The sequence below is a fragment of the Butyricimonas faecalis genome (assembly GCF_003991565.1).
Taxonomy (GTDB): Bacteria; Bacteroidota; Bacteroidia; order Bacteroidales; family Marinifilaceae; genus Butyricimonas; species Butyricimonas faecalis.
This window is the reverse complement of record NZ_CP032819.1, coordinates 3,284,029-3,310,293: the sequence shown is the minus strand read 5'-3', so window position 1 is coordinate 3,310,293 and position 26,265 is coordinate 3,284,029. Positions and strand designations below refer to the sequence as shown.

The following is a 26,265-nucleotide window of genomic DNA, read 5'->3' as shown; positions in this document are numbered from 1 at the left end:
GGTTCTACTATGTTTCATTTAAAATATTCCATTCCCTTGACATGAACTTCAATCCCTTTCTCTCTCAAATAATCTATTATTGCGGGAAAATCTTTAAGACGAACACGATCTAGATAATAACGCCAAGCAAATCTTCTTGCACTTCTTATGATTTGTATGTAAGGTATTGTATAGCCACTAAGATAAATAATCTTTATTTTTACCGGATCTCCATAAAAAACCTTTTTCTTCCAAAACGGACAAATAGCATTCTTTAAAATCAACGCATCATCTGACAAGATAACATAAAACTCGGACACGAAGAAATAAGTCAAAACACCCAATGTTGGTGTTCCTAAAAATAGGAATCCATAAAAAGAAAGTAGTCTTGAAGGATCAATTCCGTCTTCAATCATCAAAAAATAACAGAATATCGACCCTACTACCCATGGTATTATCATTGAATTTACATTGCAAGCTGCCCAAAAAGAACGACGATATTTTTTCATAATAGATATGTAAGATTTTTCGTTTTAACATCAATACCTTTTTCTTTCAGCATAGGTACCAATTCCGTGTAATCTTTGGGACTAACAAAATCAAGAATATATTTCCAGTTATGTTTTCTATTTTTTCGGGTAATCACTTGTATATAACAAACACCAAGCACTCCCGGTTGTTCTATATATATCTTTTCAATATCACTGTAATAAAATTTATTACACCAGAAAGGACAAAACCGATTCTTTATAATTAATCTGCCATCCATCAAGATAAGGTAAAAACATCGAATAATAATCCCGACAAATCCAACAATACAAATAGCAATCAAATAGATCCATACCACAACAGGTACTTGCACATCATGAAGATAATATCCCCCTAGTAACAAGAGAAATACATATCCTGGTAAAAGACCAAATTTAAATGTACATGTCTTCCAAAAAGAACGACGGAATGTTTTCATATTATTTCATGATAAAATTATAACATTGGTTATTAATCCGAGAATTATTTCTCCTTGAACATATCAACAAACATATCAAGATCTTTCGTTTCGACTGGAACCTCTTTCTTTTTCAACTCCTCGACAATAATAGAATAATCTTGTGGATCCACGTGATCAATCGTATAACGCCATGACATTTTAGAAGACTTTTTAGTAATAACCTTCATACTTGGATAAGACCGTCCGCCATACCAAATGAACCTTAACTTAACTATATCTATATATCGCACTTCTTTTTTCTAAAACGGATAAATGCCATTTTTTATAATCAATTTATCATCAGTCAAAATTACATAGAATAACTGCATGACCAACAAATGGAATATCATTAACAAAAATACAATCACACCTAAAATTGCGGGAATACTAGATTTGACTATCCAAATTGCAGGTAAAAATAATAAAACAAAAAGTATCACCAAAACTTTAACATCAAATGCTGTACGTGTTTTTCCAAATGATTGACGAAATTCTTTCATTAGTTATTACGATATTAAATTTTCTCTTTTAGTTTTTTACTTCAACATATCCATTCCCCTTGCATCCTCGTCTATCCCCTTTTTTCTCAAAGAATCCACCAACTCCGGTAACTGCTTGCGTTTAACTCGATTTATGTAATAGCGGCAAGCTCGTTTTTTGTCGATTATTATTCGCATATAAGGTACTGCATATCCGCCAAGATATACGACACTTATTTTCACAACATCCTTAAAATATATTTTCTTCTTCCAAAATGGACAAATTGCATTTCTCACGACCAATGCATCATCAAGTTCTATAACATAAAACTCAGAAAATAACAATAAACAAACCGGGAAAGCAAACAAAACAAGTAACATCCCCATGATCTTTAAACATGAAAAATCAATTTCAACTCTAACCAATAGGGCAACAAATACTAATCCCAAAATATAAGACATAAAAAAGGAATGTACGCTATCTCCCGACCAAAAAGAACCTCGATATATTTTCATCGTTATTGTTTTTACAAAATTAGGAATATTTCTTATTCTCTACCCACGTCTCATCTAAAACATTCCATTCCATTTACATAGACTTCAATCCCTTTCTCTCTCAAAACATCTATTATCTCTGGAAAATCTTTAAGACGAACACGATCCAGATAATAACGCCCCGAACGTTGTGCCTTGGTGGTAGCTATTTTCATGAAAGGAATTGAAGGACCACCTCCATAGTAGATTATCTTTACTTTCACCATGTCATTATAATACACTTTCTTCTTCCAAAACGGACAAATTGCGTTCTTCAAGATCAACGCGTCATCTGACAAGACAACATAAAACTCGGACACGAAGAAATAAGTCAAAATTACCAATGTTGGAATCCCCCCAAATATCAATCCATAAAAAGAAAGTACTCTCGAAATATCTATTCTATCTTTAACTGATAAATAACTGAATACAAACGCTACTATCCATGGTATTATCATTGAATTTACACAGGATGCTGCCCAAAAAGAACGACGATATTTTTTCATTACCTATAATATTTTACATTATTCCAAGTAGCCTAATATAAAAAACATCAAACTACTCAGAATAACGCTATTAACAAAACATTAGTTCACAACAAAATTAAGCAAATGATGTCATATTCGGTGATATGTATACATAAACATTATGACCATCTTCTAAAGGAACTTGAATTAACAAAGATTGTCCTGCCAAATTTATCATTGTAGAAACAAGACCAACAACACATCCAGCAATGCCAACCACTCCAGCAACAGGGAAGAATCCAGCTGAAGCAAAAAGATAACTAGCAGCACTGAGAGCCGTAGAAACAGCTCCCAAAATATCATTTCCCGTAATATCACCATCTGTAAAAGCAATATATGTTTGATATCCACTAAGTGCCAAGCCCAAATATCCCACAGAATTACCAAATAGCATAAGTTGATCCCGCATCATTTTATTCAAAAAATTGAAACATAACATGACCATATCAACGGTCTAATCTTCCACTGTCCATAAATATATCGAAATACTATTCAAGTAAAACTTTGGCAGCCTTCTTTATTTTCCTTATTCGAGAAGAGTTAATTTTTACTGGTTTGTCAATAATTATTCTCGCATAACGTTTAGCTTCTGTAAAATCTTTGATTCGTAGGTGCAAATTCATTAATTCGTACAATGGGACAAAACGGACCGGACACATCGCAGCAGCAAGCAATAAAATTACCCTTTCGAACGATTTTTAAACTTGGCATCCGGACATATCTCGCTAGTTTTTTTCATCTCCTTACTACTTATTTTCTGTATCATTTCGCTTCTCCACATGCTCCGCTGGGAGAAAAGAACCGGGAAATACCGAGAGATTTTTGTGCATAGCATCGTGCATGACTTGAGACACCCCATTGAAACTGAGCTCAAACTTCACTATGTACTTTATAAAACTCTTTCTTCTCAACAAAAAATCTTACTGGAAAAAAGTACAATCGAATTAAATAATGTATTACAAACCATTAATCGGATATTACTTCAATCCACGGATGCCCATGGTTTACGGTTGAAAATTAAAGATTTTAACCTGTATGAAATGTTGGATAAATTAAGTCGTCCGGACTCATGGAATATCGGAAAAGAGAAACAAGCAGACATTCAACTCCAATACCTTTCCGATCGACACGTGATTGCCGGAGACCCTAATTTTTTACAACCGGTTTTCCAAAACTTAATCGAAAACGCTTTAAAGTATGGCGGAGAAAAGGTGCATATCCGAATCACGTGTAAAGAAATCAACCCAAACACTATCCGCATTGAAGTGAAAGACAACGGTATGGGTATTACTCCCGAAGCTCTAAAACATATTTTCAAACGTTACCACAGGGGTGATCACCAAAACGACATGAAGATCAATGGACATGGACAAGGCCTGTATTTCGCACGCATGGTTGTTCAGGCACACAGGGGCTCGATCGCAGCGGAAAGCGTAGTCGGAACAGGTACAACCTTTATCGTGACATTACCTATAAAATAAAGAAACAAGATGACAAACAAGATGAGAATCCTTTACGCGGAAGACAATAAAGTCGATTCCGAATTGACAAAAATGATCCTGGAAGAACACGAATTCATAGTTGACATTGCTGTTAACGGGGAAGAAGCCTGGGATGCTTATAACCGTCAAAAGCCTGATATTTTATTACTCGACCTGTATATGCCCCTAAAAGACGGGATAGAAGTTATCCGATTGATTCGAAAGAAAGACCCGCTAACATGTATTATCATCTATACCTCCCACGGAGAACCTGAAAGAGAAATTGCCGCACTGGATGCCGGAGCGGATAGATTCATTTCTAAAGACCGTCCTCCAAATGTTTTGATTGCCCATTTGAAAGCCCTTCGCCAAAAAATAGTTACACGCTTAAATGCCCCACACATATATGAACTTTCTTCCATCACAACATTTAATGTTGTTGCACGCACGATAACCATCCAAGGAGAAGTGACCCTACTAAGTTCCAGTGAAGCACGCCTTCTACAATTACTATGCGCTAAAAACAATCAAATTGCTAACATGGATTATCTCACGCTGGGAATTTGGAAGGGGGCCACCCTTGGCAAAAGAAAGAGAATAAAGGAATACGTGTGCCGAATCAGGCAACCATTAAAAAAGGATTTGTCTATCAGAATCGAGTACATCGGGAATGATTACGAAGAAGGATATATACTATACACCACAACGTGCGGTAAGCCCGAAGATGTATGAGAGGAGATGGGGAGAAATATCATTCAATGGATTCCCGTACGTCCCAATTTCTCGTTTAACTTACGACGAATGACGTTGATGGCATTTTTGCGCTTGAGGAGTTCTACGATTTGCGAAGGATCTTTACTGTTCTGCGATTCAAGGATGCGATTATCTATGTCTCGAGAAAGCATTTCCACTCTCCGCATCTTGTAATTGTCCAGTATTTTAGGAAGAAGTTCAGCAAGTTTCATCTGTTCAGTCTCGACAAAATTGTCCATCTTGTACCAAATCTTACTTAATTCGTAAGGTTCGCTCAAGATATTGGCTGCCATCGTACTAACTTTTATATCCGGGTAAGAAATAAAGTAACGGGCCGGGATGAACGACGGCGATTCATACTGACGCTGATATTCCTGTTGCATTGTACGAAACACGGGATTTAGTAACTCCAAGTCATCTTCCCCGAGTTCCCGGATAATGAATTCCCCGACACTCACGCTTCGCATATACCCGTTATGCTCCTCCTCGTACAACTCGTTATCCCCGAATAAAAGCAGGTAACGGATCAACACGCTCTCCTCGATGTCACAAGGAGTTGCACCTCGTGTCGGGGGTGTTATTTGCGGTTTCGATGTTGTGGCAGGAACTTTAGAAGGTTGTTCTTCGTTTTTCAATCGAACCTTGGCAATCTCGGTATATAAAATCCGTTCCTCGACATCCAACTGGTGAGCCGTTTCGCGCACATAGACTGAACGCACGATGTTATCCGGGATCTTGGCGATACTTCGCACGATATCCGTGATCAAGCGAGCCCGCTCAACCGGATCATCACCTGCCGCACCCAATAACAATTTAGTCTTGAAATTTATAAAATCAGTCTCGTTATTCGCAATAAAGTCCGCCAAGTCTTGCGATGTGTGACTTCGAGCAAAAGAATCCGGATCCTCCCCGTCCGGCAGTAAAAGTACTCTCACGTTCAATCCTTCTTCCAAGACGAGGTCGATTCCCCGTAAAGAGGCCTTGATTCCGGCTGCATCCCCGTCATAAATAATCGTAACGTTCGGAGTCAAACGACGAATCAAGCGGATTTGTTCAATCGTTAAAGAGGTCCCCGAGGAGGCCACTACATTCTCAATTCCTTTCGCGTGAAAAGAGATCACATCCGTGTAGCCTTCCACCAAGATACAGCGATCCTGTTGCACGATCGATTTTTTGGCAAAGAAAATCCCGTACAGGGTTTTACTTTTATGATAGATCTCGGATTCCGGAGAATTCAAGTATTTTGAAATCTTTTTATCGGCTGTCATCGTCCGCCCACCGAAAGCGATCACCTTCCCTGCCAGATCAAGTACAGGAAACATCACACGGGCGCGGAATCGATCGAAAAGTCCTTTCTCGTTCTCGATGGTTAATCCTGTCTTCACGAGAAACTCTTTCTTGTAGCCCTTCTCTTGAGCTGCTTTCGCAAAAGCCCCCCAACCTTCCGGATTATACCCCAAACCGAATTTACGAATCATCTCGTCACTGATACCTCGTTGGCGCAAATAACCCAGTCCCACGGAACGTCCCTCATCCGTGTTCCACAGTTGATACTGGAAATATTCATTGGCATACGAAGAGACGATCAGCATACTCTCCCGCTCGGTTTTCTCTTTCTTCTGTTCCTCCGTTAATTCCTTTTCCTCAATCGGGATATGGTATTTTTCGGCCAGATATTTCAATGCTTCCACGTAAGACATTTGCTCGTGTTCCATGATAAAATTCACGGCATTCCCCCCTTTTCCACAACCGAAACATTTGTATATGCCCTTTGCCGGGGAAACGGTGAATGAACCTGTCTTCTCGTTATGAAACGGACATAGGCCAAGATAGTTCACGCCTCGCTTTTTTAAACTCACGAAATCGGACACCACTTCGTATATATCCGCCGCATCAAAAATTTTCTGTATAGTTGCCTGATCAATCATGACACAAAGATAGGATAATGGAATTGAAAAGTGAGAATTGAAAATTGAAAATGATGTAATAAGATTAAAATCATTGAAAAGTGTACCCAAAAGAGTTTTAACAATACTTTAACACGCGAGTCATATTAGTGGAATGATATTTGTATACTTTTGCACGAGGAAACGTTTTAAATACATTTCGTTTCCAAATGCAAATACTAAAATGTCAACTATGGAAGAAAACATAAAACAAAAAAGGGAACTTATAGCTGCTATTTCGGATCTTTTCTTGAGATTCGGATTGAGAAGTACCTCCATGGATGATATAGCGAATCACTTGAAAATTTCCAAAAAAACACTTTACCAACAGTTTGCCAATAAAGACGACGTGGTGGAACAAGTGATGTTGTACAGAAGAGATGAAAAAATAAAAAACACGGATGTTGATCAACTCGCCAAGAAAAATCCGATCGTGGTCATGAGCGAAATTCGGGATTTCATGGTGAGTGACTTGGGTAGCCGATTACCTGCCAATCATTTTGATTTAAAGAAATACCACCCGGCCGTGTACGAAAGAGTAGCCAAGCAAGAAGAGGAGTCAACGAAGAAGTTTCTCGTGGCATTACTGGATAACGGTATAAAACAAGAACTTTTCCGAAAGGATATTGACAAAGAATTACAATTGTACCTGCTAGGCAAACAAATGCACTTTCTGAAAAACCCTGAAATTACCAGTAAGCTTAAATACCCGATTTCAGTAATTATTTCAACGATCTTTGTCAATTTTATTTACGCTATATCCACAGAAAAAGGTTTGAAAGAATTTGAACGCTTAAAAAACACTGCAAATCGCCCAGAAGATGGATGATCAAGTTTTTTGGTATGAGTTTTGCAACAAAAGAAAAAACATTTGAAATTTCCCGGAAAAAATAAATAATTAAATCTATAATCTATGAAACAAGGAATGACTCTTTTCCTCTTGATGTTTTTCGTGCCATGGATGCTTTGTGCCCAGGAAGCACCGCAAACAATATCGCTGCAGCAAGCAGTGGAGTTTGCCATCAAGCACAACAAAGAACTGCAATCTTCGCAGATGAATATTGATTTGTATCGCCAGAAGGTACGGGAATCCGTATCACAGGGGTTACCACAAGTTAATGGTACCGTAACGTATTCCACAAATTTCGGCTACAAGATGAATTTCGGCGAGCAGGCAATAAAAATGAAAGACCAATCCAACCTAACGGTAGGTTTGCAACAATTATTGTTCAGCGGTCAATGGATCCTAGGAATGCAAACCAGCAAGATCGCGGTGCGTTTGACCGAGCAAGAAGTTGAATCCACGGAATTGGATATCATTGAGAATATCTATAATTCATACTACACGGTATTGGTGTCTGAAAGAATGCTCGATATTCTACGTCAGAATTTGGAGAACATGAATGAAATTTACAAGCACACCGATAACATGTACAAGGCCGGAACGGTTGAAGTTACGGATGTGGATCAAATTCGCATCAACGTGGGGCAACTGAAAAACAGTTTGTTATCCATGGAGAGAACGGTTGCTGTAAATTACAATTTATTGCGTCTTCAACTGGGACTGGAAGCAGGAACCCCGATCAAACTCACGGATGCACTGGATGTGTTCCTGGAAAACGATAAATCCACTCGTTTGTATGTCGAGAAATTTGATATCAATAATAACTTGAGTTACCAATTGGTCACCACGCAAACCGAGTTGAACAAGAAGATGCTGGGATTGGAAAAATGGAGTTACGCTCCCACGATCTCCGGCAATTACAACTTCAACTACAAGATTTTGAAACCGGCATTGGATATGAGTCCGAAACACACGGCCGGACTCACGATGAACATTCCTGTCTTCTCCGGTTTACAACGGGATTCGAAAGTGAAACAAGCCAAAATCACCCTGGAACAATCCTATTTGCAAAAAAGTTTATTGCAAGATCAGTTGAATGTGCAAGATGAGCAGTTGAAATTCAACTTGAAAAATGCCATGGAGAATTACAACCTGCAAAAAGAAAACATCGATGTTGCCACGCGGGTATTAAAGAATTACCAAAGAAAATATGAATTGGGAGCTGTTTCCAGTCTGGACTTGACGCAAGCAAACAATAACTACCTGCAAGCAGAAACAAATTACACGGAAGCCATTCTTACATTACTACAGGCACAAGTAAGCTTGGAAAAATTGTATAATCAACTTCCTCGATAAAACAACTTGAATAATAAAAACAAAAAAGAAATACAATGGTAAAGAATCTCATTTTATCGATTATAGCATTAGCTATCCTTGCCGGTTGCTCGGGCAAAAAAGATAAGACTACAGAGAAAACCGTGGAAGCGGTTCCTGTTAAGGTACAAAAACTAGAGAAAACGGATATTGCCAAAACATTGGACTATGCCGCCAACTTACAAGCTGACAAACAAGTGTACTATGCCCCCGCTGCCACGGGAAGAATCGAGAAGATCTACGTGGAAGTGGGCGATCGCATCAAGAAGGGGCAGTTACTCGTTGAAATGGATAGAACCCAGTTAGTTCAGGCAGAAGTTCAATTAAAGAACCTGGAAACGGAATATAACCGTGCCGTTCAATTAAATAAAACCGGAAGTATTTCCAAACAGGCTTACGATGCTGCCGTAACCCAATACGAGGTGGCCAAGGCAAACGTAGATTTCTTGAAAGAAAACACGAAGATGCTCGCTCCTTTTGACGGTATCGTAACCGGGAAATATTTCGAGAACGGAGAACTTTACACGGGAGCCGCTTTCGGTGGTGCCAGCAAACCTTCTATCATCGCAATCGAGAAGATCAACCCGTTGAAAGCTTACGTGAATCTAGCCGAACAATATTATTTGTCCGTGCAAAAGGGGACTAAAGTTCAGCTAAAGAGCAATATCTATCCTGACAGAACATTTGACGGTACGGTTAGCATCGTTTACCCAACGATTGACCCAGCCTCAAGAACGTTCACTGTAGAAGTAAAAATCCCGAATAACGATGAAGCATTAAGACCGGGTATGTACGGAACCATTGACTTCTTCATCGGTAACACCCAAACCATGGTTGTTCCTGCTATTGCCGTGTTGAAATTACAGGGCTCAAACGATCGTTACGTGTTCTTGAATAAAGATGGAAAAGCAAAACGTACGGCAGTAAAACTCGGCAGACGTTTCGAGGATCAAGTAGAGTTGATCAGTGATGAGATCCACGAAGGAGACGAATTGATTGTTGTCGGTCAGGGTCGGTTAGTTGACGGATCACCACTTTCTATTACAAAATAGGAGAACCCGCAACTTAAAATTTAAAACTTAAAATTTAAAATTCAGCATATGAGTATATACAATACAGCGGTCAACAAACCCATTTCAACCTTGATGGTTTTCCTCGCCATCATTGTATTGGGTGTTGCCTCCTATATACAACTACCGGTGGACCAGTATCCCAAGATGGACCCGCCTTATATCACGGTAATGGCAACCTATCCGGGAGCTAACGCTGCAGATATTGAAGAGAACGTGACCAAGATCCTCGAAAACCAGTTAAATTCGGTGGATGACTTGAAGGAATTGACCTCAACTTCTTACGATAACTTATCCGTTATCTCCTTGGAATTTGAGTGGGAAGTAAATCTTGACGAGGCTTCGAACGACGTGCGTGATGCTGTGGATAAAGCCATGTCAAGCCTTCCGGATGATATAGATCGGCCTACCATCATGCGTTTTAACACCTCCATGATGCCTATTTTGATCTACGCCGTAACTGCAAAGGAATCATATCCCGGTATTGATAAGATTTTGGATGACAAACTGGTTACCCGATTAAATCGGGTGGACGGAGTTGCCTCTGTTATCGTGGCCGGAGCCCCGGAACGTGTGGTTTACGTGGACTTGGATCCCAACAAGCTTGACGCCTATAACTTGACGTTAGAGCAAATCGGTAACAAGATTCTGGCAGAGAATAAAGATATTTCTTCCGGTAACGTGAAGATGGGACAGATGGACTATACTCTGCGCGTGGAAGGAGAATTCGAAGAGAGTGACCAGATTAAAAACATCGTGCTGGGTACCAAGAATGATAAAATCATTTACTTGCGGGATGTTGCAAACGTACGGGATACCCTGAAAGATATCACCCTGGAACAAACGATTAACAGAGGTCGGGGTGGTGTATTGATGGTAACCAAACAAACCGATGCTAATGCCGTTGCCGTTGCCAAAGAGGCAAAAAGTGAAATTGAAAAAGCACAAAAAGAATTACCAACAGATATCCACTTCCAAATCATTTCGGACAACTCGGACTTCATTATTAAGTCTATCAACAACTTGCAGGAGTCTTTGATGTACGCTTTGATCTTCGTGGTTTTGATCGTGTTCCTATTCTTAGGGCGTTGGAGAGCGACTTTCATCATCGCACTGACTATCCCGATCTCCTTGATTGTTGCTTTTATCTACTTGTTTGCAACCGGGGAATCACTTAACATCATATCACTATCGTCCCTCTCTATCGCAATCGGTATGGTTGTGGATGATGCCATCGTGGTATTGGAGAACATCACGAAACACATCGACCGAGGTAGCCGTCCGCGAGAAGCGGCAAAATACGGTACGAATGAGGTTTGGCTGTCCGTAATCGTTACGACATTGGTAACCGTGGCCGTGTTCTTCCCGTTAACCTTGGTGAGTGGTATGACCGGTATTTTGTTCAAACAGTTGGGATGGATCGTTTGTATCACGGTATGTACGTCAACCGTAACTGCTATCTCCTTGACTCCCATGTTGTGTTCTCAATTGATGAGGATCCAAGAGAAGACGAACTCGGGTAAATTCAGTTTCTATAACTTTGTTTCCAGAATGTTGGAAAAACTGGATAGCGCTTACGAGAAATTAATCCGTTGGGTACTTGTTCACAAGACGGTGACTATCGTTAGTATGTTCGCCTTATTCTTTGCCTCCATGTTTATGGCTAAATTGATCAAGACGGACTTTATGCCCCAGAATGACCAGAACTACTTGAACGTGTATGCCAAGATGCAATCCGGACAACGTGTAGAAGTGACGAAAAAGGTCGCTTTGGAAATCGATTCCATCATCCGCAATGATATTCCGGAAATCAAGTTGATCAACCTTTCTTACGGTAGTGAGGAGGAAGCTTCTTTTGCATCCATGATGAACAGCACGGGTAACAATATCTTGAACATGCGTTTGAGAACGACAGATATCAAAGAGCGTCAACGTAGCGTGTTCCAAATCGCTGACCAAGTGCGTGGTATTTTGAAAAAATTCCCTGACATTTTACAATACACGGTAACCACATCAAGCGGTGGTTCCATGGGTGGTAATAACGTGGACATTGAAATCATGGGACACGATTTCAACACAACTACAAACTTGGCTCACCAGATTGCCGAAAAGGCCCGCCAGATTCCGGGAGCAGAGGACATCAAGATCAGCCGTGACGAGGATAAATCCGAGTTGCGTATCATGTTGGATCAAGATAAATTGGCTCGTCACGGACTGACAACTTCTGAAGTCGGTTCATACATGCGTAACCGTATCTATGGATACCGGAACAGTAAATACAAGGAAAACGGAGAGGAATATGATATTATCGTACGTTTCGACGAGAAATACCGTTCTTCGATCACCGAGATTGAAAATATCATCATCCCTGACGGCAAGGGCCAGAAGGTGCGGTTAAAAGAACTGGGAGAAATACAAGAGTTCTTCTCTCCACCAAATATCGAGCGTAAGAGTAAACAACGTTTATTGAAAGTGTCTATCACCCCGGCAGCAGGAGTTGCCCTAGGAGATATTGCTGCCGTAGCTCAGGAAGTCATCAACAACACAGAAATACCACAGGAAGTATCCGTGTACATCGGTGGTAGCTACGAGGACCAACAAGAATCATTCAGCTCTTTGTTCTTATTGTTGTTGCTCTCTTTGATGTTGGTTTACATCGTGATGGCCGCACAGTTCGAGTCATTCAAGATGCCGTTCATCATCATGTTGGCTATCCCGTTCGCCTTCACGGGTGTGGTTTTGGCCTTGTTGCTGACGAACACGACCTTGAGTATCGTTGCCGCATTGGGAGCTATCATGTTGGTAGGTATCGTTACGAAGAACGGTATCGTGTTGATCGACTTCATCAACTTGATGCGTGAACGGGGCATCCGCCTGTACGATGCAATCGCAATGGCTTGTCGTTCTCGTCTGCGTCCGGTATTAATGACCTCGTTAACAACCATCTTAGGTATGGTTCCGATGGCAATTAGTGCTGGAGAGGGTTCTGAAACTTGGCGACCGATGGGTGTCGCTGTTATCGGTGGTATGGTATTCTCCACGATCATCACCATGTTGATTGTCCCGGCCGTTTACGCCGCAATGGACAAGAGCGGTAGCCGTGACAAGAAAAAGATTCTTAGTAAACAGTTCAAATTCATGGCAGACTTTAACGCGGAAAGAGATCTTCCAAAAAAGAAATAAGTAATATTTGATTTTAGATTTACGATGTTGAATCGTAAATCTAAAATCTAAAACCTAAAACATTATGAAAGCAGTATTTATATCATATAACCAAGCCTTGACGGAACGGGTTGCTTTTATCCTTGATCAATTGCAAATACGAGGATTCACGCAATGGCCTTTGGTCAACGGAGCCGGTACCGTGGATGGAGAACCCAGAATGGGAACTCATACTTGGCCGGAGATGAACTCCGCCACCATGACAATCGTGGAAGACGAAATGGTTCCCCTGATCTTAAAATATGTCAAGAATCTAGACGAGGTGAATAAAGAAAACGGTATACGGGCATTTGTCTGGGATATCACGGATATGTATTAAAAAAAGAGCCATGTGGCTCTTTTTTATTCTGCATCAAGTGGCTTGAATCCTTTTCCTAATATTTCCCTAGAATCAATGACATTTATAAAAGCCTCCGGATCAATTTCACGTATCTTGTGACGTAAAACCATCATCTCACGACGGGTTAAAATTGTATAAATCACCTCACGCGGCTCTCCTTTATAAGCCCCGATTGCCGGTAAGATTGTGGCTCCGCGCTTAATATCATTCAAGATAATATTCTTCACGGCATCGATCTCTTTGGTCACAATCATCAACGTCTTGTGGACAGAAGCACCTTCCACAATCAAGTCAATCACCTTACCTTCGATGAACACGATAATCCAAGAATACATGGGCAAACGCCAGTCTCCGAAAGCAACAACCGTTGACAAGGTAATCGTACAATCCACGATAATCACCAATGTTCCCAAAGAAATATGCGTGTACTTGTTCAAAATCATGGAAATGATATCCGATCCCCCGGATGTTGCCCGCGCCTTAAAAATCATACCGATACCGATACCGTAAACAATACCACCGAAAATAGCTGATAATAGCTGTTCATTCAACATCGTCCGATCGGTAATTCCCGGTTCCAACAAAGCATCATAACCGTAAAGATAGTGAATCAACCGCATAAACGCCGGAATGGCAAACGTACAGATGATGGTTTTCACACCAAACATCCCTCCCAAGAAATAGATACCCAATAATAACAAAGGCACATCCATACAAAGGGCTGCAATTTCAGTCTCCCAACCCCACAAATGATGAAATACCATGGACAGACCGTATGTTCCCCCGGGAGCAAAACCGTAAGGCTCGGCAAATAACACAGCCCCTAATGCAAACACGAAACAACCACCCAACAACCATCCGTAGGTGATAAAGAAATCCTTGGAGAATAATTTCTCCTTAGTTACAAATCCCATACTACAATTTATTTATTTTAGTTATTAATTTCGCTCATTTTTAGCCGCACAAAAGTACAACTTGTTTTCGACTTTTTACAACGTTTACGGCCTCTCAAATTTAAGCATAATGCATTAAAAATCTGTATTTTACGTTTTGCTTTTCATGCATAATTATACAACACATCTCATAATTATTCGAAAAAGCATAACCCTCATGAAAAAGAATAATTTTCAATTCTCCATTTTCAATTTCCAATTATTTTCCCTATGTTTGTAAACGTATTGGAAAGGTAATGTTCTTCGTGACATTACGAGGGAATCCCGTGAGAGTCGGGAACTGTACCCGCAGCTGTAAGCTTCGAAACTTTAGTCTCTACTGCCACTGTCTGTACATAGATGGGAAGGCGACGAAAAGGAAGCAAGTCAGAAAACCTGCCAAGACGTAACTGTTTATGTAGCTTTCGGGAAGTGAAGCTGGCAAGATGTTTATCATGGTAACATGATTTTCTTCTACCCCAATTTTCCAACAAGCATTGTTCTGTGAAATAAGTGAGCACGTTACGAGATGTAGAATATCTCTGCCAATTTTGTTTTACATCACATAACAAGCTCACTTATTTTGAATACGACTCCCAGATCAATGTTAACGCCTCACTTGGAACTAAACCTGAAATATCATCCCCTTTTTGAATCATTTCCCGGATCTCGGTAGCAGACAAGGGAAATAAAGGCGCATCAATGAATGTCATACCCGTAGATCCTTCAACAGGAGTGATCATTCCTGGACGGGGATAAACAAAGATGGAACAATGTGACTCGATCCAACGATACTCCTTCCACTTCGGGAAATCCGGTACGTTATCTCCCCCGATGATCAAAGCAAACTGCCGGTCGGGATACCGATCAAACAACACTCGCAAGGTATCAACCGTGTAAGAAGGTTTAGGCATAGAAAACTCTACATCACAAGCTTTCATCCCGGGGATTCCCCGAATAGCAGCATTCACGATCGCCAAACGATCTATTTCCGGTAAAAGGAAACGATCAACTTTAAACGGATTACAGGGGCTGACCACAAACCACACTTCTTCGCATAGTTCTTTTTCCAGCAAGTAGCGAGCAATGCCCACGTGCCCATTATGAATCGGGTTAAACGATCCGAAAAAAAGCCCGACAGGTTTTCTATGCTCTTCTTTGCCCTGCACCATACGATTATTTCAAAAAATCTCTTACGGCCTTTTCTGCCTCGGCTAAGGCCGTATCCAAATTGTCATTCACAATGACCACGTCAAATTTATCGGCAAATGTCATTTCATACTCCGCTTTGGCCACCCTTTGTTCAATCTTCTCCATGGAATCTGTTCCCCGTCCAATCAACCGCTGCCGCAAAGTCTCGACAGAAGGTGCCTTAATAAAGATAGATAGCGCCTGATTCCCAAATATTTTCTTGATATTCACCCCTCCAACAACATCCACGTCAAATACCACGGCATGGCCGGCCTTCCAAATACGCTCCAGTTCACTCTTCAACGTTCCATAGAAACATCCCGGATAAACCTCTTCCCACTCCAAAAATTCCTCCGTTTCTATTCTCTTTTTAAACTCATCCGTCGAAAAGAAATAATACTCTTTCCCATGTTTCTCCTCTCCTCGGGGAGCTCTACACGTTGCCGACACCGAAAACTCCAACCCCAAATTCTTCGACAACAAGTAATTCACGATCGTACTTTTCCCCGATCCGCTAGGAGCTGAAAATATGATTACCTTACCCATAACAATTGCATTACAAAACATTGAGGCTTTGTTCTTTTATTTTTTCCAGTTCATCTTTCATGCGAACAACCAGCTTCTGGATGTCATGATCATTGGCTTTGGAACCCATGGTATTGATTTCGCGACCGATCTCTTGGGCGATAAATCCGAGTTTACGTCCCGGGGCTTCTTCTTTCTCCACGGTTTCGACAAAATATTTACAATGATTTGCCAAACGAACTTTCTCTTCCGTGATATCCAATTTCTCCAAGTAATAGATAATTTCCTGCTCCAATCTGTTTTCATCGATATTCTTGATCTCTCCCCATTCTTTCATCTTATCCTGCAAGCGTTGCTTGATGGTAACCACTCGTTGTTTCTCGAATTGGGGCACTTCACCTGACAAGCTTTTGATCAACTCGATTCGTTTCAAAATATCTGCAATCAAAACTTTACCCTCTTGAATACGGAAAGCATCAACGTCCGACAAGGCTTTCTCGATAGCACTCTTCAAGCAATTCCAACCTTCTTCATCCAACTCTTCCACCTTAGCTTGCATCGTATCGGGGAAACGCATGATGGTCTGCAACAATTCACTCTTGTTGATTTCTACACCCAGCGAATCGGCGACTTCCAACATCTGATTGTAATACTGTCTCACAACCGACTGGTTCACGGCAACATCCTTTTCATCCTCTGCATTATCAAAATAGATATACACGTCCACTTTCCCGCGTTCCAGAACGTTCTTTATCATATTCCGGATCTCTATATCTTTCTCTTTATAAATACTCGGGGTCCTCAGGTTAATATCCAATTGTTTTGAATTCAGACTTTTCACCTCCACGATCACTTTCTTTGTCCCGCAGTCCACGGTTGCTTTACCAAAGCCGGTCATTGATTTTATCATAACTCTTGTTTTAAATACAAACATTTAACCACAAAAGTAAAGCTTTTTTTGAAAATCACCGCCAAATAACTACCTTTGTTCCGTTTGTTAAATCATCAGAATATACATAATCATGGATGCGAATCACCTTTCAGCCTTTCAAAAAGGAGTTATCGGGGTACAATTTCTTTTCGTTGCTTTTGGTTCGACAGTACTTGTTCCTTTGCTCGTAGGGCTTGATCCATCAACAGCACTCCTGACAGCAGGAATCGGAACATTAATTTTCCATCTTGTCACGAAAGGCATGGTTCCCATCTTCCTCGGAAGTAGTTTCGCATTCATTGCTCCAATCATCAAAGCCAGTGAATTGTACGGGATGGCCGGGGCTCTCTCCGGGATGGTCGCCGTGGGTGCGGTCTACGGGCTCATGAGCCTGTTGGTAAAATTACGGGGGACCGACTTCATCAAGAAACTATTTCCCCCGATCGTGATTGGACCAGTAATCATATTAATCGGCCTTTCCTTGGCAGGCTCCGGGGTAAAAATGGCGAGCGAGAATTGGGTTTTGGCTCTAATCTCTCTTATCACGGCTGTCATCGTCTCTCTGAAAGGTCGGGGATTATTAAAATTGATCCCCATATTCTGTGGGATCATTGTCGGATACCTCGTGGCGCTTTTCTTCTATAACGTGGATACTACCCCGATTAAAGAAGCTGCTTGGTTTGCCCTTCCCCAGTTCGTTACCCCCGATTTCTCTTGGGAAGCCATCATTTACATGACACCCGTGGCCATCGCTCCGGTAATTGAACACATCGGAGATGTATACGCGGTGAACAGCGTTACCGACAAAGATTTCGTGAAAAATCCCGGATTACACCGTACGCTATTGGGCGATGGCCTTGCTTGCGCTTTTGCCGGATTAGTAGGAGGACCTCCCGTAACCACGTATTCCGAAGTTACCGGAGCCGTATCTTTAACAAAAGTCACTAGCCCTGCCGTGATTCGAATTGCAGCAGTAACGGGGATCGTCTTTTCTGTTTTCGGTAAAATCAGTGCCTTGTTAAAATCCATCCCTGCATCTGTTTTAGGCGGAATCATGCTACTCTTGTTCGGAACGATTGCTTCTTTGGGAATGAGTAATTTAATCCAAAACAAAGTTGACCTCTCCAACACCCGCAACATGATTATCGTCTCTTTAATCCTAACTTTCGGTATTGGCGGAGCCGCATTCGAATGGAATAATTTCTCCATGTCCGGCATTGGCCTTGCCGCTTTACTAGGCGTCATTCTAAACTTAGTTTTACCAACAAAAGAATCCAAAGCGTAATACCAACTCTAAATTGCACTGTATTATTAAACAAACAGTTCCTTTTCGTTTGAAATTTTCCGCTTTATCCATATTTTTGCAACTCAATCTAAAATTTCGTAGATGAAGAACATTAGGAATTTCTGTATAATCGCACATATTGACCACGGTAAGAGTACACTTGCCGACCGTTTATTGGAAACAACCGGAACTGTAGTAGGGAAAGATTTGCAAGCACAGGTGCTTGACGATATGGATCTGGAACGAGAGCGAGGCATCACCATCAAGAGCCATGCCATACAGATGGATTATCATTACAAGGGAGAGAAATATGTTCTAAACTTGATAGACACCCCGGGACACGTGGACTTCTCGTACGAAGTATCACGCTCTATTGCAGCCTGCGAGGGTGCGCTACTGATTGTCGATGCCACGCAAGGAATTCAAGCACAAACCATTTCGAATCTTTATCTCGCTATTGACAATAACTTGGAAATTATACCCGTCTTGAACAAGATGGATATGCCCAACGCCATGCCGGAAGAAGTGAAAGACCAAATTGAAGAACTGATCGGATGCGACCGGGATGATATTATCGAAGCCAGCGGAAAAACCGGACTGGGCGTGGACAGAATACTGGAAGCAGTTGTAGAACGGATTCCTGCTCCCACGGGAGATCCGGATGCACCTCTTCAAGCTTTGGTGTTTGACTCGGAATTCAACTCTTTCCGCGGAATCATCACCTATTGCCGCATCATGAACGGTAGCTTGAGAAAGGGGGACATCGTAAAATTCGTGAGCACGGGCAAAGAATACGCTGCCGACGAAATCGGAGTATTACGCCTGGAACAAGAACCCCGTAATGAATTGAAAACAGGAGATGTGGGATACATTATTTCCGGAATAAAAACTTCATCCGAAGTAAAAGTCGGGGATACCATCACACACGTGGAACGTCCATGCTCCGCCGCCATCGAGGGCTTCAAGGAAGTAAAACCCATGGTCTTCGCCGGGATCTACCCGATTGATTCGGAGGATTACGAAGACCTGCGTGCCTCTATCGAAAAACTACAACTAAACGATGCTTCCCTAACCTTCGAGCCTGAATCCTCAGCTGCTCTTGGATTTGGTTTCCGCTGTGGATTCCTCGGAATGCTCCACATGGAAATTGTACAGGAACGTCTGGACCGAGAATTCGACATGAACGTGATTACCACGGTTCCCAACGTTATGTACATCGCCCACACCACCAAAGGCGAAGTCTTTGAAATGCACAATCCCTCCGATATGCCCTCGCCCACGGTACTAGACTATATCGAAGAGCCTTATATAAAAGCACAAATCATCACGCCCACCGACTACATCGGCCAAATCATGACCCTTTGTCTCGGCAAACGAGGCGTATTGATAAAGCAACACTACCTGACAGGAAACCGGATCGAGTTGAACTACGAGATGCCATTGGCAGAAATCGTGTTTGACTTCTACGACAAACTGAAAAGCATCACGAAAGGTTACGCCTCTTTCGACTACTTCCAGATCGGTTATCGTCGGGCCAACCTCGTAAAACTGGATATATTGCTAAACGGTGAATCCGTGGATGCCCTGTCCGCTTTAATTCACTTTGACAATGCTTATTCTTTCGGGAAACGCATTTGCGAGAAACTAAAAGAACTCATTCCCCGCCAGCAATTCGATATTGCCATTCAGGCTGCCATCGGTGCAAAAATTATCTCCCGCGAAACGATTAAAGCCGTTCGCAAGGATGTAACCGCAAAATGTTACGGAGGTGATATCTCCCGTAAACGTAAATTGTTGGAGAAACAGAAAAAAGGAAAGAAACGAATGAAACAAATCGGTAACGTCGAGGTGCCACAAAAAGCATTCCTCGCGGTACTGAAATTGGATTAAGTCAAAAACTGTCTAACAAGTCTTATTCCGTATCAACAAACTTCCCCTCCAACTCACCCTTGCACAGGGGAAGAGCTAATTACCAAGCGGCTTCCCCTCCTGTATAAGGAGTGGTTTGGGGAGGTAGTCATAAAAGACTGACTTGTTAGACACTCTCTTTACAAATCAGAAATCTAAAAATCGCCAGTTAAGAGTACGTTTTTTCTATAAAAATCGCCAATAGGAAAAATAATCATTATATTTGTAGGGAAAGAAAGACCATTATGGAAACCATCAAAAGAATTCTCCAAAATAAAATCACAGATCGAATCACTCCCGGTAAAGCAATTCTAATTTTCGGGGCTCGCCGCGTAGGGAAAACAGTCCTCATGCGTAGAATCGTAGACGAATATCCCGGAAAAACGATGATGCTCAACGGAGAAGACTACGACACACAGGCGTTGTTAACAAATCGTACTATTGCCAATTACCGACATTTACTTGAAGGGATTGACTTATTAGTCATTGACGAGGCACAAAGTATTCCACACATCGGCAGCATATTAAAACTAATTGTTGACGAAATAAAAGGGATTAAGGTGCTTGCCAGTGGGTCTTCATCCTTCGATTTGCTTAACAAGACAGGGGAACCTCTCGTTGGACGGAGCACTCAATTTATACTTACTCCTTTCTCCCAGCAAGAAATCAACCAAATAGAAACACCTTTCCAAACCCGTCAAAATCTTGAGGCACGTCTCATCTACGGTTCTTATCCAGAAGTCGTTACAATTGATAGTTTCGAACAGAAAACAGACTATTTACGCGATATTGTCAGAGCTTATTTACTAAAAGACATCTTAGCCATTGACGGCTTAAAAAATTCAAGTAAAATGCTGGAACTACTCCGGCTTATTGCCTTCCAATTAGGTAGCGAAGTTTCATACGAAGAATTAGGACGACAATTGGGGATGAGTAAAACTACAGTAGAAAAATATCTTGATCTATTAGAAAAGGTTTTTGTCGTATTCCGCCTAGGTGCATTTGCCCGCAATTTACGCAAAGAAGTTACCAAGGTCGGTAAATGGTATTTTTATGACAATGGCATTCGTAACGCCATCATTGGAAACTTTTCTCCGTTAGCTATCCGGCAAGATACTGGAGCTCTTTGGGAAAATTATTTAATCGGAGAACGACGCAAAGCGAATTTTAACGAAGGGCAACACAAAGAATTTTATTTTTGGCGCACTTATGACAAACAAGAAATAGATTTGATCGAAGAATACTCGGAAAACTTAACAGCTCTAGAAATCAAATGGGGAAACAAAATCCCAACCCTACCCAAAATCTTTCAGGAAGCGTACCCTCATGCAAAATATCACGTAATAAATCGAGATAATTACCAAGAATTCATATAGCGATGCATAGCGGGATACAAAATTCTATTATAAACCCGAGGGCCTCTAAAAAGCACCTAAATGCACCCTCAAGTCAATTGAGGGTGTTTTGCCTGTATTCATTCGGTGTACTCCCTGCCATTTTCTTAAACCAACGACTGAAATGCTGCGGATAAGGAAATCCCAATTCGTATGATATCTCACTGATTGATTTAGAAACATTAAATACCCGTTCTTTCGCCACATCGAACATCTTCTGCTGAATATGCTTCAAAGCGGACATCCCTGTTTCCTTTCGACACAAATCACTGAAATAATTAGCAGAGAGACACAACTTATCGGCACAATATTGTACCGATGGCATACCTTTCTCTGCCGGAGCATCGGATGAAAAATAATCTTCTAAAAGATTTTCAAAACGTGTCAGAATATCTTTATTGACATTCTCGCGAGTTATAAACTGCCTGTCATAAAAGCGTATGCAATAGTCAAGCAAGAGCTTAATATTATCTATTATCAATGATTTACTGTGCTTATCTATCGGATATTGTAACTCGATACGAATTTTTTCCATGCAATCAATAATAGTCTTTCGCTCCTGTTCCGACAAATGCAACGCTTCATTGGCGTTATATGAAAAATAAGAATATTCCCGTATAAGACTTGCCAATGGTGTACCCCTTAAAAGTTCAGGATGAAGAGCCAGTACCCACCCTTCGGGTTGATGCAACACCCCGTCATCTTCCGACCCCATTACCTGGCCGGGTGCAAGAAAAAGCATTGTACCTTTCTGATAATCATAGATACTTTGACCATATTTCAAATTGCCGCAATTCGTATCTTTCAGCAATATGGCATAAATATTATATAGTTTTTTGCAAAACCGTAACGGTTTTGCTTTCTTCCCCTCAATCACACTGACCAACGGATGACAAGTTTCTATTCCAAAATAGTCATTGTATTGCTGGACCGTATCTATTTTCATTATTTCACTCATCGCTTCTTTCTATTGATATTGTAAAACTACTTATTTATTAGCAAAAGTAAGGTATAAATATAATACTAAATGTATCAAAATCATAGCGCTTATTACCAATTTCACAGATACCCTACATGGAAGATAAAATTGGTCTTTTAATCCGTGGAATTGATACGAGCTTGATAAAAGCAGTTCCATATTTTTGTAGACATAAAAATAGATAACAAAACAGACGAACATGAAAGAGGAGCAAAACATTGTAAATAATGCAGACATGAGCCGTCGGAATTTTCTGAAACGGACGGTATTGGCAGGTGCAGCCATCTGTATTGCACCGACATTGGAGAAAGTAACGGCAGCGGAAAGAGTCATTGACGGCAAATCCGTAGTACCCCACACAGCCATTCCGGCAGGTATCGCCGCAGTCCGCACGCAAAGAACATTGGGCAGTGGAAAAGCAGCGTTTACCGTTTCCTCTATGGGCTACGGTTGTATGGGGTTAAACCACAACCGCAGCCAGTATCCAAGCAAGGAAAATGAAATAGCACTAGTACGTGAAGCCGTCGAACGTGGTGTTACCCTTTTTGACACCGCAGAAAGCTATGGCTACCATGTCAATGAAAAATTGGTAGGCGAAGCCTTGAAAGGATACACCGACCGGGTATTCATTTCTTCCAAATTCGGACACAAGTTCGTGAACGGCGTGCAGGTAAAGACGGAAGAGGACAGCACTCCGGCAAACATTCGCCGCGTATGCGAGAACTCCCTGCGTAACCTTGGCGTGGAGACACTTGGTATGTTCTATCAACACCGCATCGACCCGAATACACCTATCGAGGTTGTTGCCGAAACGGTCGGCGAACTTATCAAAGAAGGTAAAATCCTGCATTGGGGAATGTGCGAGGTAAATGTCGAAACCATTCGTCGTGCGCACAAAATCTGCCCCGTTACAGCCATTCAAAGTGAATATCACTTCATGCACCATACAGTGGAAGAAAACGGAGTGCTGGCCCTTTGTGATGAATTGGGCATCGGTTTCGTACCCTACAGCCCCCTGAACAGAGGTTTTCTCGGTGGCATGATTAACGAATACACGCGATTCGACCCTACCAACGACAACCGGCAAACCCTACCCCGTTTCCAGCCCGAAGCCATTCGTGCCAACTACCGGATCGTCGAGGTGCTGAACGCTTTTGGCCGAACAAGAGGTATCACTCCCGCACAAGTGGCATTAGCTTGGCTGATGAACAAAAAAACGTTTATTGTTCCCATCCCCGGCACAACCAAACTCTCGCATTTGGAAGAAAATCTGAGAGCTTGCGACATCGTGTTCACGGCAGAGGAAATGAATGAATTGGAAAAAGCGGTAACTGCCATTCCGGTCATGGGCAGTCGCTACGATGCTTTACAAGAGTCTAAAATTCAGAAATAAATAATACATGAAAAAGCTTATCTTTTATTTGGTAGTTATCGCCTTGTTGTCAAGTTGCAATACACGCGATGGGAATATCTTGCATATCGAAGAACAAGGCAGCTTTGCCGTAGGCGGCACGATCTTAACCGATTCGCTGGGACGAAATTACCATGGAGACCATGCCTACGTGTTTTATCAGAAACCTGTCAATGCACGCAAATACCCTCTCGTATTTGCACACGGCGTCGGTCAGTTCTCCAAGACTTGGGAAACCACGCCTGACGGACGAGAAGGATTTCAAAATATCTTCCTGCGACGTGGTTTTTCCACTTATGTGGCAGACCAGCCCAGACGCGGCAACGCGGGACGTGGCACTGAGGCCGTCACCATATCACCGGTTTTCGATGAAGAAGAATGGTTTAACTGTTTCCGTGTAGGCATATATCCCGACTATTTCGAGGGAGTACAATTCAGTCGCAACAAAGAAACCCTTAATCAATATTTCCGTCAAATGACACCCAATATCGGTTCCGTGGACTTCGAGGTTTATTCCGATGCTTATGCCGCATTGTTCGACAAAATCGGCCCTGCAATATTCGTCACCCACTCGCAAGGCGGTCCGGTAGGCTGGCGCACGTTACTTAAAACCGATCATATCAAGGCTATTGTCTCCTACGAACCGGGCGGAGGTATTCCATTTCCAGAAGGACAGGTCCCCGAAGAAGGTAAGATACTGACCTTATCGAAAAAAACAGAAGGAATAGAAGTACCTATGTCCGATTTTATGAAATTCACAAAAATCCCCATTATCATCTATTACGGTGATAATCTGCCCGAAACCGATGAAAGACCGGAACTCTACGAATGGACCCGCCGTTTGCATCTCATGCGCAAATGGGCAAAAATGCTCAATGACTTGGGTGGTGATGTAACGGTCATTCATCTACCCGAAGTCGGTTTGCATGGCAATACACACTTTCCAATGTCCGACCTAAATAATATCGAAGTCGCAAACCACCTTTCACAATGGCTGCACAAAAAAGCATTAGATTAATTTGTAAAAACTAAGGTCGCACAGGAGGGGGAACCGCTTGGAATTGCTCGGTATCGGCAAATCCGTCTGTAATACTTGCCATCTGACGAGGGCATTTTCAGTTGACTACAATTTGTAGTCAACTCACTTTCCTCCTTTTTTAACCGAGTTTTCAGCACACTCCAATAATTTCGAGGATTAGGACTTTCCGTCAGAACCTCCGCCACATCAACTATGGAGATACAGGAAATTGATGTTACAACCGTTCTATCTCCTCGATTGTTAGTCCTGTACTTAAAACAATTGAATCCAAGGATATTCCCAACTTTTTCATATTCCGAGCAACTTTAACAACTCCTTTTTCTTCTCCCTCAATTAACCCTTCTAGCTTTGCGGTTCCCAATACATCATTTTGAATCATAATCGCATCCACATGACGATCATAAGCCGCACGCTCCGTTGGGGTCATGTTATAATAAACCAACTTCTCCCGGGCCTCTCTCAACCCCGGGGTGGTGGTATCGGGACGAATATAATCGTTCTTCAAGTAATCCAGCCACTCCTCAAGCGGGGTTGTTGCCACCTTGTCGAACTCGTTGACCCGGATCAAGAAATACTCCGGGAAAATTTCCGATGGCAAACGTTGAACCAAAGCATCCCGTTCTTTCACCGTCACCTGCAGGTGATCACCCGTGTGCACTCCCGTGAACGTATTTTGCCCGTGATACAAGTAATCATTCCCTTTCCCGATATCAAAATAAAGGATACTGATCGAGTACACTTTCTTCACTTCCGAATAAAGTTCTCCTAACGCCATGTGTTCCGTGATCGCCTTGGCCACGCCATAGAGAATTCGTTCTAAAAAATATAATTCCCGGGTAACCTGCACTTCCACGATGATAATCTCGTTCTCGCTATCCCGAGCCTTAATATCCACCCGGTTAAACTTGTCATCGTAATCCTGTTGATTACTCTCGCTTTCCAGAATATCGATGATGTGAATCTGCCGATCAAGCAACACGGTCAACAACCCCTCCAGCACGTCGAAATTCGCCTTGTCCCGCAATAACCGTTTTACAGCCCAGTCAAACCGAATGTATTTATCTTTCTTCATGATTAAAAATGATTTATCTATCTCAAAGGTAGGCATTTTTTACAACATCCCACCCCATATC

26 protein-coding genes, 1 pseudogene and 1 riboswitch are annotated in these 26,265 nt (G+C 41.7%); of the genes and pseudogenes, 12 read left to right on the top strand and 15 right to left on the bottom strand.

From position 1 onward, the window contains the following. Positions 1–14: 14 nt before the first annotated feature. From D8S85_RS14120 to D8S85_RS14095, 7 genes are all read right to left on the bottom strand, one after another. Entirely contained in the window at positions 15–488 is a 474-nt protein-coding gene (locus D8S85_RS14120) for a hypothetical protein (protein ID WP_106481237.1), read from the bottom strand. Continuing rightward, positions 485–946 (bottom strand): hypothetical protein, encoded by a 462-nt coding sequence (locus tag D8S85_RS14115; protein WP_106481236.1) that lies wholly within the window; start codon positions 944–946, stop codon positions 485–487. The genes D8S85_RS14120 and D8S85_RS14115 overlap by 4 nt, the downstream gene beginning before the upstream one ends. Positions 947–990: 44 nt before the next feature. After that, positions 991–1,125 (bottom strand): hypothetical protein, encoded by a 135-nt coding sequence (locus D8S85_RS22105; protein ID WP_262708586.1) that lies wholly within the window; start codon positions 1,123–1,125, stop codon positions 991–993. A 102-nt stretch (positions 1,126–1,227) separates the two neighbouring features. Next, entirely contained in the window at positions 1,228–1,467 is a 240-nt protein-coding gene (locus D8S85_RS14110; RefSeq protein WP_106481235.1) for a hypothetical protein, read from the bottom strand. A 36-nt stretch (positions 1,468–1,503) separates the two neighbouring features. Beyond that, a complete protein-coding gene (locus tag D8S85_RS14105; protein ID WP_106481234.1) occupies positions 1,504–1,962 on the bottom strand; it encodes a hypothetical protein in 459 nt (152 codons plus the stop codon). 50 nt (positions 1,963–2,012) lie between these two features. Continuing rightward, positions 2,013–2,486: a hypothetical protein gene (locus tag D8S85_RS14100; protein WP_106481233.1), complete on the bottom strand. Its 474-nt coding sequence runs from the start codon at positions 2,484–2,486 to the stop codon at positions 2,013–2,015. 97 nt (positions 2,487–2,583) lie between these two features. After that, positions 2,584–2,919: a hypothetical protein gene (locus D8S85_RS14095; protein ID WP_106481232.1), complete on the bottom strand. Its 336-nt coding sequence runs from the start codon at positions 2,917–2,919 to the stop codon at positions 2,584–2,586. Between the two features lie 367 nt (positions 2,920–3,286). On the opposite strand from D8S85_RS14095, the gene D8S85_RS21670 reads away from it, so the two are divergent. Both D8S85_RS21670 and D8S85_RS14085 read left to right on the top strand, forming a co-directional pair. After that, positions 3,287–3,988: a sensor histidine kinase gene (locus D8S85_RS21670; protein WP_106481231.1), complete on the top strand. Its 702-nt coding sequence runs from the start codon at positions 3,287–3,289 to the stop codon at positions 3,986–3,988. A gap of 9 nt (positions 3,989–3,997) precedes the next feature. Next, positions 3,998–4,720, top strand: a complete 723-nt coding sequence (locus D8S85_RS14085) for a response regulator transcription factor (protein WP_106481230.1) — start codon at positions 3,998–4,000, stop codon at positions 4,718–4,720. 23 nt (positions 4,721–4,743) lie between these two features. Here the strand turns inward: D8S85_RS14085 and dnaG are convergent, their stop codons facing one another. Then, positions 4,744–6,669, bottom strand: coding sequence for a DNA primase (gene dnaG / locus D8S85_RS14080; RefSeq protein ID WP_127075286.1), 1,926 nt, complete (start codon positions 6,667–6,669; stop codon positions 4,744–4,746). 211 nt (positions 6,670–6,880) lie between these two features. On the opposite strand from dnaG, the gene D8S85_RS14075 reads away from it, so the two are divergent. The 5 genes from D8S85_RS14075 to D8S85_RS14055 all read left to right on the top strand — a co-directional run bounded on the left by D8S85_RS14075 (position 6,881) and on the right by D8S85_RS14055 (position 13,516). Next, on the top strand, positions 6,881–7,516 hold the full coding sequence (locus tag D8S85_RS14075; RefSeq protein ID WP_172726525.1) for a TetR/AcrR family transcriptional regulator: 636 nt from the start codon (positions 6,881–6,883) through the stop codon (positions 7,514–7,516). Between the two features lie 84 nt (positions 7,517–7,600). Next, a complete protein-coding gene (locus tag D8S85_RS14070; RefSeq protein WP_228423232.1) occupies positions 7,601–8,887 on the top strand; it encodes a TolC family protein in 1,287 nt (428 codons plus the stop codon). Positions 8,888–8,922: 35 nt separating this feature from the next. After that, on the top strand, positions 8,923–9,957 hold the full coding sequence (locus D8S85_RS14065; protein ID WP_106481227.1) for an efflux RND transporter periplasmic adaptor subunit: 1,035 nt from the start codon (positions 8,923–8,925) through the stop codon (positions 9,955–9,957). Positions 9,958–10,005: 48 nt separating this feature from the next. Continuing rightward, positions 10,006–13,158: an efflux RND transporter permease subunit gene (locus D8S85_RS14060; RefSeq protein WP_127075282.1), complete on the top strand. Its 3,153-nt coding sequence runs from the start codon at positions 10,006–10,008 to the stop codon at positions 13,156–13,158. Positions 13,159–13,222: 64 nt separating this feature from the next. Beyond that, entirely contained in the window at positions 13,223–13,516 is a 294-nt protein-coding gene (locus D8S85_RS14055; RefSeq protein WP_027201798.1) for a PG0541 family transporter-associated protein, read from the top strand. 23 nt (positions 13,517–13,539) lie between these two features. Here D8S85_RS14055 and D8S85_RS14050 read toward each other — a convergent pair whose 3' ends face one another. The 4 genes from D8S85_RS14050 to D8S85_RS14035 form a co-directional block, all read right to left on the bottom strand. Then, a complete protein-coding gene (locus D8S85_RS14050; RefSeq protein ID WP_106481225.1) occupies positions 13,540–14,451 on the bottom strand; it encodes a YitT family protein in 912 nt (303 codons plus the stop codon). A gap of 253 nt (positions 14,452–14,704) precedes the next feature. Next, positions 14,705–14,887, top strand: a riboswitch (cobalamin riboswitch). 160 nt (positions 14,888–15,047) lie between these two features. Next, positions 15,048–15,641, bottom strand: a complete 594-nt coding sequence (gene nadD / locus D8S85_RS14045) for a nicotinate (nicotinamide) nucleotide adenylyltransferase (protein WP_127075280.1) — start codon at positions 15,639–15,641, stop codon at positions 15,048–15,050. A gap of 4 nt (positions 15,642–15,645) precedes the next feature. Further along, positions 15,646–16,206 (bottom strand): guanylate kinase, encoded by a 561-nt coding sequence (gene gmk, locus D8S85_RS14040; RefSeq protein ID WP_106625118.1) that lies wholly within the window; start codon positions 16,204–16,206, stop codon positions 15,646–15,648. A gap of 10 nt (positions 16,207–16,216) precedes the next feature. Continuing rightward, complete coding sequence (locus tag D8S85_RS14035) at positions 16,217–17,095, bottom strand: YicC/YloC family endoribonuclease (protein ID WP_106481223.1); 879 nt, start codon at positions 17,093–17,095, stop codon at positions 16,217–16,219. Between the two features lie 112 nt (positions 17,096–17,207). Here D8S85_RS14035 and D8S85_RS14030 point away from each other — a divergent pair, with 112 nt between their 5' ends. From D8S85_RS14030 to D8S85_RS14020, 3 genes are all read left to right on the top strand, one after another. Then, the gene (locus tag D8S85_RS14030) at positions 17,208–18,401 is read left to right on the top strand and encodes a uracil-xanthine permease family protein (RefSeq protein WP_106481222.1); all 1,194 of its coding nucleotides are present in this window, start codon (positions 17,208–17,210) and stop codon (positions 18,399–18,401) included. Positions 18,402–18,503: 102 nt separating this feature from the next. Further along, positions 18,504–20,291: a translation elongation factor 4 gene (lepA, locus tag D8S85_RS14025; RefSeq protein WP_106481221.1), complete on the top strand. Its 1,788-nt coding sequence runs from the start codon at positions 18,504–18,506 to the stop codon at positions 20,289–20,291. Positions 20,292–20,554: 263 nt separating this feature from the next. Next, positions 20,555–21,685: an ATP-binding protein gene (locus tag D8S85_RS14020; protein ID WP_127075278.1), complete on the top strand. Its 1,131-nt coding sequence runs from the start codon at positions 20,555–20,557 to the stop codon at positions 21,683–21,685. A gap of 73 nt (positions 21,686–21,758) precedes the next feature. Here D8S85_RS14020 and D8S85_RS14015 read toward each other — a convergent pair whose 3' ends face one another. Further along, complete coding sequence (locus D8S85_RS14015) at positions 21,759–22,661, bottom strand: helix-turn-helix domain-containing protein (RefSeq protein WP_106481219.1); 903 nt, start codon at positions 22,659–22,661, stop codon at positions 21,759–21,761. 220 nt (positions 22,662–22,881) lie between these two features. Here D8S85_RS14015 and D8S85_RS14010 point away from each other — a divergent pair, with 220 nt between their 5' ends. Both D8S85_RS14010 and D8S85_RS14005 read left to right on the top strand, forming a co-directional pair. Then, complete coding sequence (locus D8S85_RS14010; RefSeq protein ID WP_172726524.1) at positions 22,882–24,075, top strand: aldo/keto reductase; 1,194 nt, start codon at positions 22,882–22,884, stop codon at positions 24,073–24,075. Between the two features lie 7 nt (positions 24,076–24,082). Continuing rightward, entirely contained in the window at positions 24,083–25,111 is a 1,029-nt protein-coding gene (locus D8S85_RS14005) for an alpha/beta hydrolase (protein WP_127075276.1), read from the top strand. 22 nt (positions 25,112–25,133) lie between these two features. Here the strand turns inward: D8S85_RS14005 and D8S85_RS22275 are convergent. Next, a pseudogene (locus D8S85_RS22275) lies at positions 25,134–25,329 on the bottom strand (hypothetical protein); the annotation flags it as partial. Between the two features lie 17 nt (positions 25,330–25,346). Next, positions 25,347–26,207, bottom strand: a complete 861-nt coding sequence (locus tag D8S85_RS14000; RefSeq protein ID WP_127075767.1) for an Rpn family recombination-promoting nuclease/putative transposase — start codon at positions 26,205–26,207, stop codon at positions 25,347–25,349. Positions 26,208–26,265 lie beyond the last annotated feature (58 nt).

Coding starts and splice junctions, on each gene's coding strand:
- D8S85_RS14015 (WP_106481219.1), bottom strand. CDS start 22,661: ATGAGTGAAATAATGAAAATAGATACGGTCCAGCAATACAATGACTAT.
- D8S85_RS14010 (WP_172726524.1), top strand. CDS start 22,882: ATGAAAGAGGAGCAAAACATTGTAAATAATGCAGACATGAGCCGTCGG.
- D8S85_RS14070 (WP_228423232.1), top strand. CDS start 7,601: ATGAAACAAGGAATGACTCTTTTCCTCTTGATGTTTTTCGTGCCATGG.
- D8S85_RS21670 (WP_106481231.1), top strand. CDS start 3,287: ATGCTCCGCTGGGAGAAAAGAACCGGGAAATACCGAGAGATTTTTGTG.
- D8S85_RS14055 (WP_027201798.1), top strand. CDS start 13,223: ATGAAAGCAGTATTTATATCATATAACCAAGCCTTGACGGAACGGGTT.
- dnaG (WP_127075286.1), bottom strand. CDS start 6,669: ATGATTGATCAGGCAACTATACAGAAAATTTTTGATGCGGCGGATATA.
- D8S85_RS14110 (WP_106481235.1), bottom strand. CDS start 1,467: ATGAAAGAATTTCGTCAATCATTTGGAAAAACACGTACAGCATTTGAT.
- D8S85_RS22105 (WP_262708586.1), bottom strand. CDS start 1,125: ATGTCATGGCGTTATACGATTGATCACGTGGATCCACAAGATTATTCT.
- D8S85_RS14005 (WP_127075276.1), top strand. CDS start 24,083: ATGAAAAAGCTTATCTTTTATTTGGTAGTTATCGCCTTGTTGTCAAGT.
- D8S85_RS14100 (WP_106481233.1), bottom strand. CDS start 2,486: ATGAAAAAATATCGTCGTTCTTTTTGGGCAGCATCCTGTGTAAATTCA.
- D8S85_RS14075 (WP_172726525.1), top strand. CDS start 6,881: ATGGAAGAAAACATAAAACAAAAAAGGGAACTTATAGCTGCTATTTCG.
- D8S85_RS14030 (WP_106481222.1), top strand. CDS start 17,208: ATGGATGCGAATCACCTTTCAGCCTTTCAAAAAGGAGTTATCGGGGTA.
- D8S85_RS14050 (WP_106481225.1), bottom strand. CDS start 14,451: ATGGGATTTGTAACTAAGGAGAAATTATTCTCCAAGGATTTCTTTATC.
- D8S85_RS14095 (WP_106481232.1), bottom strand. CDS start 2,919: ATGATGCGGGATCAACTTATGCTATTTGGTAATTCTGTGGGATATTTG.
- lepA (WP_106481221.1), top strand. CDS start 18,504: ATGAAGAACATTAGGAATTTCTGTATAATCGCACATATTGACCACGGT.
- D8S85_RS14060 (WP_127075282.1), top strand. CDS start 10,006: ATGAGTATATACAATACAGCGGTCAACAAACCCATTTCAACCTTGATG.
- D8S85_RS14120 (WP_106481237.1), bottom strand. CDS start 488: ATGAAAAAATATCGTCGTTCTTTTTGGGCAGCTTGCAATGTAAATTCA.
- nadD (WP_127075280.1), bottom strand. CDS start 15,641: ATGGTGCAGGGCAAAGAAGAGCATAGAAAACCTGTCGGGCTTTTTTTC.
- D8S85_RS14065 (WP_106481227.1), top strand. CDS start 8,923: ATGGTAAAGAATCTCATTTTATCGATTATAGCATTAGCTATCCTTGCC.
- D8S85_RS14020 (WP_127075278.1), top strand. CDS start 20,555: ATGGAAACCATCAAAAGAATTCTCCAAAATAAAATCACAGATCGAATC.
- gmk (WP_106625118.1), bottom strand. CDS start 16,206: ATGGGTAAGGTAATCATATTTTCAGCTCCTAGCGGATCGGGGAAAAGT.
- D8S85_RS14085 (WP_106481230.1), top strand. CDS start 3,998: ATGACAAACAAGATGAGAATCCTTTACGCGGAAGACAATAAAGTCGAT.
- D8S85_RS14035 (WP_106481223.1), bottom strand. CDS start 17,095: ATGATAAAATCAATGACCGGCTTTGGTAAAGCAACCGTGGACTGCGGG.
- D8S85_RS14105 (WP_106481234.1), bottom strand. CDS start 1,962: ATGAAAATATATCGAGGTTCTTTTTGGTCGGGAGATAGCGTACATTCC.
- D8S85_RS14115 (WP_106481236.1), bottom strand. CDS start 946: ATGAAAACATTCCGTCGTTCTTTTTGGAAGACATGTACATTTAAATTT.